The following is a 13,332-nucleotide window of genomic DNA, read 5'->3' as shown; positions in this document are numbered from 1 at the left end:
AGCCATGAATAGCTTTGAAACAGAAGTGAACGAGTTTTTGATCAGCATAAAACCATTCCTACTACTGGTATTTGCTATCCCCACCGGCCTAATCGTTCGTGCGGTCGGTCAATACGTTCTTGATTGGTCTTATGAGCCGATAAAGAAGAAGAAGGAGGCTGACGAGTGTCACCGTCTACTTCAAGAGTTGAAAGCGACTTTGGGCAACGCGTCGCAGTATTGCACGCAGATGCTCGATGGGTTTAAAGCATTGAGACCAAACTCAAGCACTAACGACGAAAACGATCGAAATGCTTTAATCGCCAGTATCAGAACTGTTGTGATCCCGACATTTAATTTTGATCTCTCTGTTCTGAATCGTCTGTCAGGTCAATTTTCACATCTAGTCGGAACTGAGACCGCAGAGCAACTCAACACTGTTCGACTTGAACTCATGCATATTCATCGTCGAATTGATGTGATAGCTGACAAGCTACTCTTCTTTCCGCCGAACGAAGTGTTGTCTAATCCTGTCTACAGCCAGTACCTTCAAGGTGTGCAAGCACTTCTCATATCAACTCTCGAATACTGCAAGACTGCATCAAGCTCAGTTAATGCAGAAATACCCCGACGGAATAGTTCTCAGGGATGGTTCAAACTTAACTGGCGTCGTGGCTTCGTAATTTTAGCAATGATCTTCCTGATCTTACTTTTGTTTTATGTCGCTCGACTGCCAACAAAGTAAACAGGTATTTTTGAAGCTTAAGCGAATGGTCTTATGAAATCAGCGAAGCAGTTGTCACTGACGAAAAGATTTCGCTGGACTGGATCGATGAGACGAAATTTAACGTTTTTCTATACTCAACCGATGGTGGGACCTACTATGAAGGAAGTTATGGAAGTCCGGGGCCAGAGGCAAGTGGTTACATGGAAGCGACAAGATTCACTGCGAATTCCGGCGAGATTGCTCTATGGACATACTGGACCCAAAAGACAAATGGCCATGAAGGCTGGGCGATGATCCACCTAGCAAGAGAGTGGAAATAGTGAACGTATTGAGCAATGGGAGTTATCCATTCTACGCATCAAACATGATCCGAGTCACCAGACGAGAAGGTGCTACGCCATTATTGCCAACATTGAACTAGCAGTTGCATCCTACCTTGGTTCGAGCGAAATCGACTGGGAGAAACTTAAGTCGGTTATGTGCTTTGTCGTGTTGTGGAACCGCTTGGAAGTGCGGCACGCGAGACACCTTAACGTCAGTCGTCTTGGTGAATCAATTCGCAACGTGGCATCACAACCGAATTTTGCCTTTGATAAGTATCAAACGGCTGTCCTGTTTTTTCGTGATCGATACACAAATAACAGCAGAAGGCTCTTGAGCCTGCTTGGTCCCTTGAAACGTCGTGATGAGCAGCCGTTTCGTGAATGTCTTGAAAAACTGCTAGTCAATAACGAGCAGTCGCACGAAGATAAACTGAAAGGTCTGGTGTATATCCCGTATCGCATTCGGAACAACCTATTTCACGGAAACAAAACCACCTCTGAACTCTATGATCAGACCGAGCTCTTTCAGAACGTCAATGAAGTCTTGTTTCATTTTGAGTCGGAGCCATTTTGAATGATCGACTCGAAAGCCTTTTGTTTGATCATACGCTGTTGCAACGTGTTCGTCGATGAAGTCTGTCACCTGCAAGTACACAACCAAGGTCCCCGTTTTAATCGCCTGTTTAACGAAATGATACTTGGCTTGGAGAGAAAGTGGGAGAAGCAAGGAGCGGGCAGGTCATGACGAATAATCCCGAAGGCGACGGCACAGTGCCAACAATGATCGAAAACATGACAGACGACGAACTCGTCCAGCTCATGGTGAATCAAACGCTTCGAGCCACGCCAGAAGTGGACCAATCGCTAATCACGGAACTCTTTGTAAATCGGATGCAATCCGGACGCGATCGTTTCTTGCTTCGCTGCGGTCTCAGGGAGCCAATTCATGGCTTTGAAGATCTTGAGCAAAAGCTCTATAACGGGCAACTGACAAGTGAACAGTGCCAAGCTGAAATGGAGAAGCTTTCGGCGAGCCTCCCGGAAATCTCCTCTCTTACCCAGGTTTATCAGTTCTACGAGTCGCAAGTAGAATCCTACTCGGCTTTTCTGGAAGCGGTTATTGCTGGCTACCAAGCCGAGATAAAACAAAACTTACGAAGTCTGCTTAGGTCGAAACGACATGCGACTTCGGCAATTAGGAAGCTCGGTCAAAGATCGCTCTGCTACGACGTTCAGCTTCGTCAAGCGTTTGAATTCTATCAGGACTTAAACGCTGAACAGAATCGTGGCATCATTTCTGTAAACGGCTTCACATCTGACACTGCACATTTTCTTGCAGCACAAGTCGGTGGTCGGGCATCGGAAGTATGGAAGCGGCTGCACGGCATTAGCCCCACAGAAATTCGTCGCATAAATCTTCGCGGCAGTTCAACAGTTTGTACAAACTTCTACGAACGATACCTGACTTCCTTTCCCAAGCCCCAGCAGCTGCTAGTGCTACTTGCAGAGGAATTCGCTAGGGCACGAGTGTACCTGAGAGAGAACACCGACACATCGAAACAACACACGCGAGGATACGGGGAATTGAAAAATGATGATATCGATACTATCGAACCAATCAACAGCGGACTCTACGGTAGTGTATATCGTGCTTATCAAAAGACGCTGGAGCGGCCAATCGCAATTAAAGTAATTAAAGCTGAATGGCAGCACCAAACGACAATTCTCGACCACGCAAGAGCATTGGCAGCCGCGGGTCCACATCCGCATCTGGTTACCGTATATGAAATACGGCAGATGGTTTTACCAGGTCATGACAACCCACAACACGTGATGATTATGGAGTGGATCGAGGGAGTACGCCTTGGTGATCGACTCGGCGACGCCAGTTTTTCGACAAAAGAAGGGAATCAGTACATTGCGGACTTAATTAGTGGTATCCGTCAACTTCACAAGTCAAACATCGCTCATCTGGACCTCAACTATGGAAATTTGTTTCTTACAAACGATGGAAGACTGAAAGTTTTTGACGCAGACCCCAACAAAGACATTTGGCTTTCTGGACAATCCAGCAATACGCGGGCAAAAACGATCCACGATGATATCGCATCTGTACGTCAAATCGCTTATGAAATTGCAATTCGTTCGAGCTTGCTGCCGAGCCAAGTCTCACTTCTTGACAAAGAACTTGCAGTTACCAAGACTCTCGAAGATATTGAAGCCGCCGTTGGTAAAGCTTTTTCAACGGATGCCGTACAAACTTTAATCCAGTCAGATGAAACAAAGTCCACGCCACTGGATGCTCAAGTCCTGAGATTTCTTGGGGAGCATTTGCTTCGTCAGTCCCATACACAGGCACCAATCAGCTTAGGACGATTCCTCGACGAGCATCCAGAGGTCAGGCTGAACGTCTTCATAGATACAATTGAATCTCTAGATGAGGCAAGTATCATTCGGGCCGAAAGTAGAACATCACGTTGGGTAATGCTCACGAGCAAGGGATTTGAAAAATATCTCACGGAAAATGTGAATGAATACCCACAGTGGCATTCTCGAATTAAGAAGAGCATTGTCATGACGGAGTGCCGAACAGATGAAGAGATCGCCATTGACTGTGAAGTGCCTAAAAGTGCGGTCGAGCACGTTGTTAACATGCTTGCGAACTCAAATCTCATTTCAATTAGTACGTTCAATACCGGGGTCGAGGTCGACACGGTTTCGACCACTCTGAGAAGAGAGTTTGAATAGCTACCCATATTCAGTGATACTCGGTACAGAGACTCTGATGCAGTTGAAAGCTGACGACCAACAGGCGTGGTTGCCAGCAATATTGTAACTTACGGGCTTGGCTCGGAGCTTAACTTCCAATTCCGCCTCATGCCGTCGGACGTAAACGGCGATCTACCCACGCCAACGCAAGGGAAGTTGTATTGATGAATCAACCAAGCCTGTTTGAAGAAATCAATGACGATCTTAGTAAAGCCGCTGCCGCAGAAATAGTTCGTTAGCACTTTTCAAATGGTCTGAACGAGATTTGCGACGAACGCTTTCTTTCAAGGAGGTTCAAGGAATTTGAACGACGTGACGATCCGATCTACGCAACGCTGATGGCGGGAATGGGGGACAATGAACTTGCCAAGACGTTCGTCAGCTATTGGACCATCGGGCAAACTCTTTCAGTCAAGAGTCGCTTCTGGCTCGAAGATGCCATCTTTGAAATTATTCGCAGGCAAGTCACCAAATTCGGCAAGAGTATTACTCATGCTTACACACAGAAGATGCTGAGCAATGGGTATCTACTGAACGAGAAATTGATAGCCGATATAGGAGAACAAGACATTGAACACTTACAGAAGAAGACTTGGGAGGTTTCAATGAAACGTAACGCTCTTCGTGAAGCCGACTTGATTGTGGGTGAGCAAGAGCGGGAAGTCGTTGACCGAACTGGTAAGGGGAAGCCTTTTGAACGCAGAGTATGGTCGCAGACGCAGAACAAAGAAGCAAAGCGTCACGATTTAGAATTCTTGAAGCGGATAGAAGAAGCCATCTCTGGCGAAGATGTTGAGAAACAGAAGCTGCAATGTAGCCTGTTGGTTGTAGAGCCAGACTCTTCCGACCAACGCCCGCATATTACAGCGTATCGGTTTATCAATCCGAAGACGTTTTCTAGTCATGACAAGAGAAAACAAGAACGGGTAAATTTGCTTCGTTTGTATGCATATCTTTGTCAAGAAAAGCCGTTTCGTGACCCGCATTCAGTCAAGGTGTATGTCACTGAACTGCTACCAAGAGACACTGGTGGCTTCGACAACTCCGATCACTATCCAGATTACTTCTCCAATGAGACATACATGACATCTGAGGAGTTTTGGAAGCGATTAAACGTCCCGTTTGACGTAGTTCAAAGAGCAATTTCAGAAGTTGCTCAAGAGTTCCGCGAAAAGCTAATTACGGGCCTGCGAAAGCTTCTCCCCGACAACAAAAGCTAACTGCCGCTTCGGTGGGCTTGAACGGCCAGATGTCGTAGGCAAGTCAATGGCTGAGGACTTCTTCACAAGTCCGCTTCGAAAGCACGGTATTCGGCAAGATACTCCCACGGGGAAAACGGCCAGAGAATAGCCGTGGGCGATCATGAGTGAAGTCGCAAGTGTCATTCAGCACCGCAGGCTTACAGGAATTGCGGGATCTACAGCGGTTGTTTACAGGCCGAATCGAGTTCGTCTCAACCGACTCGATAGTGGGTGCTAACGAACTCAGCCAGTGAAAAGACAGTTACGGACGAATTGATCTGCTATGCTTTGAAATTACGCCTCCGCTTCGTCTTTGAATTGAGGCGGAATTAAGACGGCGGACACAACTGCAAACGCCTTTACAACTTTTGATGCGTACTCTCGAACGTCCCTTTCGAGACTGATAATCCAAAATTTTTTATTTTTAGTTGCAGTGTCAATGGAAAACAGAAAATTCGAACTCCTATTGTTAGTGACCATTTACTAATAAAGGAACGAAGGAATGGGAAATGCGAAAATGCAAACGCGGCTGGTTTGCAATGAAACCGTAGTCGAGCAAGCGTTGCTATCGACCGATCTGTTGGATGAAAGGCTGGTCACGGAATCAAGCACCACCAGATGTCCTGACAAAGTATGGCCGTTGCACACCTCAGAGTTATCATTGAAGAGCGATTCTGTAGATGATGCGTTTGAATTCGATGAGGTGACGAAATGAGCCATCATCTTTACGCAAGCCCGGACGTTGCGAAACTATCAAATCTTGCGGTATCCTTGTTGAGCGAAAATATCATCGGTAGATTCACCATCACCAAGCAGGACCATGGTCATGTAGTACATACGCTGGTCTGCGATGCTGACGAAGAGCATGATACGGAGATTGAGGAGTGGGAGCTTGCTCTTGGGATCACTCAAGGAGAGATATGCTAACGCCCATAATGCCCAGGAGTCCGCTGCATTTTTGACTCAAAAATGCGGCCAGTTGATATCAAATTCTGCCACTGCGGCAGAACCAATTGTTTATCAAGGGTGGGGCGTATGGGAATCTAGAGTAAAGTCGGGGCTTTTCATAGGAGACACAAATGAAGTTGCTAAAGCAAAAACTGATCTGTGTTCATTCCGAGGTTGATCAGTTTTACACGGGGCGTTCGGTAGACCCAGGAATGTTTCTTCGGCTAGTGGAATGGCCGTCTGCAATTGTGGAGTGGAGCAATGAGTCAAAGGTTCACAACAAACGATTGCGAAAAGTTTGCAGGAAGCGGGACATTTTGTTACGATCTCGTTCCAGGTCTGCTCCACAGTATTTTTCCATTCAAATCGCTTGTTAGGCGAACCGGCGTGGATACGTTTGTATACCGATCGAAGGAGCTTGGAATTGCTCTGCTCGAACCAACGGTCAATAACATTTGGTTTGAATGCTCCTAGAGTCTCGAAGTGTCGAAAGATGGCGATCATGATGTGTCCGCTGTGTCAGGAAGAAAAAGAAGTAGTTTCAAAGCAAGGATACAGAAGTTGGGTATACGAATTTTCTTGTTCTACGTGCAAAGGGTTCTGGGCCGACGACGCGATGGTGCGTTGTCGTACAAAACTGTCGCCAGGCTATCTATGTGCGGTTCGTGAATGTCGCGACATGTTAGGATCAAGGCCAGAAATTGTGTATGAACGGGATACAGCAGAGGCTACGGTGGTCGGTAAGGACGAGGACAACGAACTACAAGTTTTCAGTCGATTCCCCTCATCTCTACGCCAAAAGCTTGGTAAGCTTCTCAACCTATGTGTTAGACGCACGAAGGAATTCGGTCAGCAAGTAATTCTCAGTGCAACAGACGATTGCTATTTAGCCTATTCTATAACATCAGATGAGTTTCTGTTCCTTTTGAATTCCTTGGTTTCCGAAGGGTATCTTAAACGCGAGCCCAGCGGCTATTGTGTTACCCTTGCCGGATATGATGCCGAGGAGAGCTCAGCATTGTTGCCGACGGCGACGATATTCCTTAGTTCGACGTGTTATGATCTCACTGATTGTCGTGCAGAAGTCGCTGCTTCGCTTGAATCAGTTGGTTGCAGCGTGCGACTTTCTGATTCGCCAGAAAATTTTTCGGTCTCTCATAAACTCAATTCCATCGATAGTTGTCTTTTGAACATAGAAAAATCAGATGCAGTCTTCTGCATTCTTGATCGAGAATACGGACCTGAGCTTCCATCGCCGTACGAGGGACTCTCGGCTACAGAAGTTGAGGTGAATTTTGCAATCGAGAAGGAAATCCCTACTTACTTTTTTATCCGGAAGCAAGCATTTGAAGAGTATTCGGCCTTCAACAAAAACACGGATCTACTGGATAGAAGCAGTTCAAATTGGGTCGAGAAACATAATGCAGATCGACGTAAGAAGTGGTTCAAATTTGTCAAAAGACACATCCGTCTTCCTCGCGACACCGGAAGATCGAATTGGTTCGATCAGTTTACGAGCAGTGTTGACTTGAAGCGAATTGCTTCCAGGCGGGCTAGGGAGATTCGCTCAGGAGTGAAGAACTAGCTACTTCGCGGCGTCAAACTGATAAGGAATGGTATTCATATGACCTTAGGCAAAACTGGATGTTTAGGAGCACTCTTTATAGTCGTGGTTGCGGGAGTTATTCTCGGTGGAGTAATTGCTGTATTATCCCTAGCAATCGGTTACATCGAATTCTCCAATCCCGGCGGAGAAGACACTAAGCCCATCCCCGATAATGATGAGGTCATTGTCGTGCCGGACTTTGACGAGCAACTAGATGCCTTTAGAGCAGAATGGAATATCTATGGTCGATTCGAAGAATGGCCAGCGTTGCTGCCTCTTGCCCAATTGAGCGATATTGCATACGGAAATGAATCAGTTGTTCGACAGGAAGCAGAGCGTCTCGGATTCGATCACTGCGTGTTGGTAGATTCGCCGTTCCACTCACAAGTAGCGTACATCGTAAGTGAGGATGATGTGGCAGTGGTCGTATTTCGGGGAACCGACGATACGGAAGACTGGTTTGTCAACGCAAACATGTATCTTCGTATGCTGGATGTCGGCGAAATCCATACCGGATTCTCTGGTGCGTATGGCATGGTGCAAACACGCATTGTCGCCGAACTCGATAAGCTAAATCCAAAACATCTGTGGATCACCGGGCACAGCCTTGGCGGTGCAATGGCCCTCACCTGTGCAGTCGATTTGGTCGAGTTTCAGCATCGAAACCTAGATGGTGTCATCACGTTCGGCCAACCAATGATTGGTAAAGAAATGCTGACAACATACCTCCAAGAAAAAATTGGCGACCGCTACGTGCACTTTGCAAACGAACGAGATGCAGTTCCGTTTTTGCCACAAACGTTTTCACATTGTGGATGTCTGTTGAGGTTCTTTAACGGTAAAGTGCAAAAGTCCTCGAACTACTTTGCACTTACCAGCACACATGACGATCTGTTTAGCGAAGAAATTGAATACGAGCCGATCGATGAATTGCCCCCCATTGACCCACTACTCTACGAACAGTTCAAGCAGACGTATGACGGCGAGAAAAATACGCAACCTATGACGGTTGGCCCCTTTGGTGCAGCACCTGATGCAAATCCTCCAGTAGTCGGTGCCATTCCGTGGAAAGAAGACCACTCTATGACGCTGTACGTGGAGAAGATACAGCAAGCGATTGACAAGGTGCGTGGCAATGTCAACGGTGAATCGCTTCGTAAAGATTGAAGCTCGGTGCAGCCATGTTCACTTCTGCATATTTACCGTCCCGTCGCTAATACTAATAAATTCAGATTTTACTTCTTGGTAACACTGGGAAAACGAAAGTTAGCATGAGCGATTTTCATCGAAATATTTTCGCTTACTTCCGCGGTGCGGTTCAATCCGAACAAAGTCGTGTTCAACAACTTGAGGACAACACAACCAAAGCACTGATTAATACTCTGGAGCATTCAGATACGAGCGTTACCAAAAATTTCTTGGCATGGCTCGGAATTGATTCTTCAAGCAAAACTCAATTTGTTCAGCAAAAGCCAAGTATCGGCAGCGGTACAATACGTCTGAAAACGACACGGTTGCTACTTGCGATAGTTGGTGTTAGACACGAGTCATACCAAGATTCATGGCTAACGCCTCCAGAAGTTTTTGAGGGTGACAGTCGGCCAGATGCTTGGATTTATTCCGATGATTTCGTCGTACTTGTGGAAAGTAAAGTTGGCAGTGCTTTATTGATAGAAAACCAGATGGCGTGCCACTGGCAGAAGCTCGAACCAACCGAAGTGAAAGTTGTTACGTGGGCAGAAATTCATAAGTTTTTTCAACAGCTTTCGCACAAAATGAGCCAGTCGCATAGTTTGTGGATAGTAAGTCAATTTCGCGATTATCTGGAGTGGACAGGCATGACTGAATTCGCCGGTTTTAGGGAAGAGATGTTCGAGTTCTTTGTCGCTTCTAAGCGGGATCCTGACATGCAGCGTTGGGTTCGTTCTGCGGTCGAGGGACTCGCAGAGAAAGTATTGCACGGCAAGGATGGATTGCAGAATCATTCGTCTTGGTATTCCGACAGACACATCGGCAACCTTTCGTTGAATGCAGATCATTATTGGGTTGCGTTTGGCCCCCCAAAGATCTTTCGTCAATCAGCCCACCAAACTATCTCCCTTTACGAAGACAGGCTTGATGTTTTCGTGAATGTGGAACTTCTTCCTGCTATTAAAAGGTTACGGAGAAAGCTTAAAGACGGAAAGTTCCGCGATGTACTGTCAAACGTAACAGCACCATTCACCGTCAGGATTGAACAGCGAAAGAAGACGAAGCGTCCAAGGGTATATGACTACTCTCACGTCGCAGACATCCAAAGTGGTCTAATCAAACGTGACCTTCACGGATTGCTCAACCCCAAGTCCGCCGCTTTCGACTACCTTGAAAATGTCATCCGCAACATTCAGTATCCTTACATGTCTGTTCGAAGAACTTTTTGCAGAAGCAAAGTGCTCGAGCTCTCAAAAAACAGGGGCGACGAACTTGTGGGAACAGTACTGAAAACACTAAAAGAGTTCCACCCTCTCGTTGACTTCATCAACTCGTAAACGCAGTACTTTTGAAATTCGACTTGGATGGCGGCCATGCAAGTTGGTCGCACCATCTTACTAATTGAACACTAATCGAATCAACCCATGCCTAGCAGAATCTACCATTTGCATAACTCAGAGTTACTCTCGCTCGAAGAATCTCCCTACGATTCTGAAAATTTGTTGCAGGAGATGCTTGCAAAGTATCCAGACTTGCTAGCAGGCGAACAAATCAATGTTGACGAGCCGAGACGATGGCTACTAGTCACCAGAGAGATGATGGTGCAAGGTGATTATGTCGATGCATCGCGTTGGTCACTTGATCATCTTTTTCTCGACCAAGATGCAATTCCGACTTTGGTTGAGGTGAAAAAAGGAAACAACACTGACATTCGTCGAAAGGTGATTGGACAAATGCTCGACTATGCTGCAAACGCAGTTGTACACTGGCCAATTGAAGAAATCATTGCGAGGTTCAAGAATCGGTGCGAGCGGGAATCCAATGTACCAGAAGATGTTCTGAGTTCCTTCTTGGGTGACCAAGAGGCTGACACATTTTGGCAACAAGTAAAAACAAATCTCCAGGCCGGGCGGGTGCGAATGGTTTTTTTGGCGGATGAAATACCTGGAGAACTCAGACGCGTCGTAGAGTTTCTTAATGAACAGATGGACCCAGCTGAAGTTATTGCAATCGAGGTGAAACAATTTGTCGGCGGAGGTGTAACGACATTTGTGCCGCGTGTGATTGGTCAATCGGAGACGGCACGGCAGAAGAAGCAGGCCACCACGACAACGACCAAACAGTGGAATAAAAACTCTTTTCTCCAGAATCTGCGAACAAATTTAGGTGAAGATGCTTTTGTAACCGCTAACAGACTGCTTGATTGGGCCGAAGATCGAAACTTAGAAATCCGTTACGAGAAGGGCAGTAGTGTTGGATCATTTTTCCCAATTTTTCACCACGACAACAAAAGGTACTTTACTTTTGGCTTTTGGGGTTCTGGATTGATCGAATGGCCAATCTATCGCACGGTGGCCCCACCATTCGATCAACTTGATTTTAAGGAAGCCCTAGCAAGGAGATTGCTAAGTGCCACGAAGCAAGAGATCCCACCTAACAACTCGACCAAAGTTCCTTCCTTTCCATGGACGGTGCTTCGCTCGGAGCAAAATCTCGCACAGTTCCTAGGAGTATTCGATTGGATGATAGACAAAGTTCGAGCTTCTCAAACGAGAGCAGCGGAAAATTGATCGCAAACGCACAACTATTTTGCTTTGAAATTAACTGAAAACAAACATGGCCATCTACGAAATCTGCTCTGACAAGTTCCGCAAAATCGATGAGACGACTTTCAGTTCGGCGGGTCTCCGGGAACGCCAAGATCTCCAGCGACTATTGCGATCTCAAATCGAGATAGTTTCACCCGACACGCTGGTAATTGCTGAAGAATTCAGTCAGTGGGAAGACAGCAACCGTCGAATTGATCTTCTCGGCATCGACAAGAATGCCAATCTAGTTGTTATTGAACTAAAGCGGACCGAAGATGGCGGTCACATGGACCTTCAAGCGGTTCGCTATGCCGCTATGGTCTCGGCGATGACATTTGAGAGAGCTGTTGAGGTCTATTCAGCATACCTTTCACAAACAGATCAAACCTATGATGCGAGATCGTCTCTCCTTGAGTTTTTAGAATGGGAAGAAGTCGATGAAGACAACTTCGCTCAAGACATTCGAATCGTTCTAGTTTCGGCTGAATTCTCAAAAGAGCTGACGACGACGGTCATTTGGTTAAACGAACGCGGATTAGACATCCAATGTGTTCGAGTTAAACCATACAATGATGGCGAACGAATTCTCGCTGATATCCAACAAATCATTCCGTTACCTGAAGCCGAGGATTACCGAGTCCGCTTAAAAGAAAAGCAGCAGCGTGAAAGAGTTGCCCGGAGTACAACTCGCGATACATCCAAATTTGATGTGATCGTCAATAGTAAAGTCCATGAGCGACTCTCCAAACGAGTTGCCATCTATACCATCGTTCGGCACCTTGCCGAGGCTGGACACTCGCCAGACGCAATAGCCGCAGCGGTTCCCTGGCGTAACTCTATGTTTCGTTCAGCTGATGGTGAATTAACGGAAGAACAGTTTTCAACCGTTTTAAAAATCGAGGCGGCCAACGGCGGGAAAAGTTTTGACGGACGTCGAAACTTCTGTTCCGATGACGAACTTATTTACTATCGAGGGAGAACGTACACTTTTACAAACCAATGGGGGCACCGGACGCTTACCGCAATGGATCAATTGATCGCTGCCTTTCCCACCGAATCAATCACTTACAAAGTTTCGGAGTAACGACCTCCAACCGTGGAACCAAGTCATAGCTAATGAGACTGGCAACTTACAACCTATTGAGGGGAGGACCAAAACGCGTTCATTGGAGCAGGATGATCGAAGACTGCAGCATTGATTTGTTGCTGCTTCAGGAATCTTTTCCCCACGATCAGCATCTTCCTCCACTTCTTTATCCCGGTACAGAAAAACAATCGGTGTGGCAGATGGTGGAATCGAATGGATGGGGAAGTGTTGTTTATTCGAAATCGGGAACTCTAAAGCCAGTCTCTGTCACCGGGTTTGCTGGTTGGGTGGTCGGAGCGGAAATCAGTGGAGCATCTTGGCAATCAGGGGCCAGTGAGTCCATCATCGTCTTCAGTGTTCACGCACCGTCGCGAAAAGAGAGCTATGCAAAGCAAGTTAACAAGATACTCGACGAGATCCGTTGTATTGTCGGGAATCGTAAGATCATAATCGGTGGTGATTTCAATTTAACTGTAAGTAATAGGATAAATTCTGAACGACCAATTCGTAACCAAGATATGGCTATTCAAACACGGCTGAATGACGAATTCGGTTTGATCAATTGCTGGCAGACAAAGAATCCCGATCGGCCACTGAGCCAGACACTTCGATGGGCGAGAAATCCGACTATTCCGTATCATTGTGATGGTCTCTTCGTTCCACAATCCTGGAGCGAACGATTGGTATCCTGTGAGGTCCTGTCTGGAAGCCAGTGGGACTGTCTAAGCGACCACAATCCTGTCATTGCTGAATTCACTTGACGTTGCCGAAACAGGATGTGTTTAAAATGCAGTTTGGAATTCACGTTCCGCCCGTCGTTCGCAATATTTCGAAGCAGGGCACAAGATTCGATAGCTCGTGTTTGACTTGGCA

The 13,332-nt window shown here is 46.5% G+C and carries 11 protein-coding genes; all 11 read left to right on the top strand.

What is annotated here, in order from left to right; all coding sequences use genetic code 11:
• Positions 1-4 precede the first annotated feature (4 nt).
• The 11 genes from SH451x_RS01705 (at position 5) to SH451x_RS01655 (ending at position 13,220) form a co-directional block, all read left to right on the top strand.
• Positions 5-724, top strand: coding sequence for a hypothetical protein (locus tag SH451x_RS01705; protein WP_479360566.1), 720 nt, complete (start codon positions 5-7; stop codon positions 722-724).
• 1,046 nt (positions 725-1,770) lie between these two features.
• Positions 1,771-3,777: a protein kinase domain-containing protein gene (locus tag SH451x_RS01700; RefSeq protein WP_479360565.1), complete on the top strand. Its 2,007-nt coding sequence runs from the start codon at positions 1,771-1,773 to the stop codon at positions 3,775-3,777.
• A gap of 368 nt (positions 3,778-4,145) precedes the next feature.
• Positions 4,146-5,018 carry a hypothetical protein gene (locus SH451x_RS01695; protein WP_479360564.1) on the top strand — a complete coding sequence of 291 codons (873 nt, stop codon included), beginning with the start codon at positions 4,146-4,148 and terminating at the stop codon, positions 5,016-5,018.
• Between the two features lie 523 nt (positions 5,019-5,541).
• Positions 5,542-5,754 carry a hypothetical protein gene (locus SH451x_RS01690; RefSeq protein ID WP_479360563.1) on the top strand — a complete coding sequence of 71 codons (213 nt, stop codon included), beginning with the start codon at positions 5,542-5,544 and terminating at the stop codon, positions 5,752-5,754.
• Positions 5,751-5,966, top strand: a complete 216-nt coding sequence (locus SH451x_RS01685) for a hypothetical protein (RefSeq protein ID WP_479360562.1) — start codon at positions 5,751-5,753, stop codon at positions 5,964-5,966. Before SH451x_RS01690 ends, SH451x_RS01685 begins: the two co-directional genes overlap by 4 nt.
• Before the next feature lie 724 nt (positions 5,967-6,690).
• Positions 6,691-7,572 carry a DUF4062 domain-containing protein gene (locus SH451x_RS01680; RefSeq protein ID WP_479360561.1) on the top strand — a complete coding sequence of 294 codons (882 nt, stop codon included), beginning with the start codon at positions 6,691-6,693 and terminating at the stop codon, positions 7,570-7,572.
• Positions 7,573-7,611: 39 nt separating this feature from the next.
• Positions 7,612-8,760, top strand: a complete 1,149-nt coding sequence (locus tag SH451x_RS01675) for a lipase family protein (protein ID WP_479360560.1) — start codon at positions 7,612-7,614, stop codon at positions 8,758-8,760.
• 104 nt (positions 8,761-8,864) lie between these two features.
• A complete protein-coding gene (locus tag SH451x_RS01670) occupies positions 8,865-10,121 on the top strand; it encodes a hypothetical protein (RefSeq protein WP_479360559.1) in 1,257 nt (418 codons plus the stop codon).
• An 87-nt stretch (positions 10,122-10,208) separates the two neighbouring features.
• Entirely contained in the window at positions 10,209-11,354 is a 1,146-nt protein-coding gene (locus tag SH451x_RS01665; protein ID WP_479360558.1) for a hypothetical protein, read from the top strand.
• Positions 11,355-11,400: 46 nt separating this feature from the next.
• Positions 11,401-12,456, top strand: a complete 1,056-nt coding sequence (locus SH451x_RS01660; RefSeq protein ID WP_479360557.1) for a hypothetical protein — start codon at positions 11,401-11,403, stop codon at positions 12,454-12,456.
• A 32-nt stretch (positions 12,457-12,488) separates the two neighbouring features.
• Positions 12,489-13,220: an endonuclease/exonuclease/phosphatase family protein gene (locus tag SH451x_RS01655; protein WP_479360556.1), complete on the top strand. Its 732-nt coding sequence runs from the start codon at positions 12,489-12,491 to the stop codon at positions 13,218-13,220.
• The last annotated feature ends 112 nt before the right edge of the window (positions 13,221-13,332 follow it).

It is taken from the genome of Njordella aestuarii, from assembly GCF_056494165.1.
Note: the sequence above shows the minus strand (reverse complement) of the source record. Positions and strands in the feature narration are given on the sequence as shown.

Coding starts and splice junctions, on each gene's coding strand:
- SH451x_RS01695 (WP_479360564.1), top strand. CDS start 4,146: ATGGGGGACAATGAACTTGCCAAGACGTTCGTCAGCTATTGGACCATC.
- SH451x_RS01700 (WP_479360565.1), top strand. CDS start 1,771: ATGACGAATAATCCCGAAGGCGACGGCACAGTGCCAACAATGATCGAA.
- SH451x_RS01670 (WP_479360559.1), top strand. CDS start 8,865: ATGAGCGATTTTCATCGAAATATTTTCGCTTACTTCCGCGGTGCGGTT.
- SH451x_RS01655 (WP_479360556.1), top strand. CDS start 12,489: ATGAGACTGGCAACTTACAACCTATTGAGGGGAGGACCAAAACGCGTT.
- SH451x_RS01665 (WP_479360558.1), top strand. CDS start 10,209: ATGCCTAGCAGAATCTACCATTTGCATAACTCAGAGTTACTCTCGCTC.
- SH451x_RS01675 (WP_479360560.1), top strand. CDS start 7,612: ATGACCTTAGGCAAAACTGGATGTTTAGGAGCACTCTTTATAGTCGTG.
- SH451x_RS01690 (WP_479360563.1), top strand. CDS start 5,542: ATGGGAAATGCGAAAATGCAAACGCGGCTGGTTTGCAATGAAACCGTA.
- SH451x_RS01705 (WP_479360566.1), top strand. CDS start 5: ATGAATAGCTTTGAAACAGAAGTGAACGAGTTTTTGATCAGCATAAAA.
- SH451x_RS01660 (WP_479360557.1), top strand. CDS start 11,401: ATGGCCATCTACGAAATCTGCTCTGACAAGTTCCGCAAAATCGATGAG.
- SH451x_RS01685 (WP_479360562.1), top strand. CDS start 5,751: ATGAGCCATCATCTTTACGCAAGCCCGGACGTTGCGAAACTATCAAAT.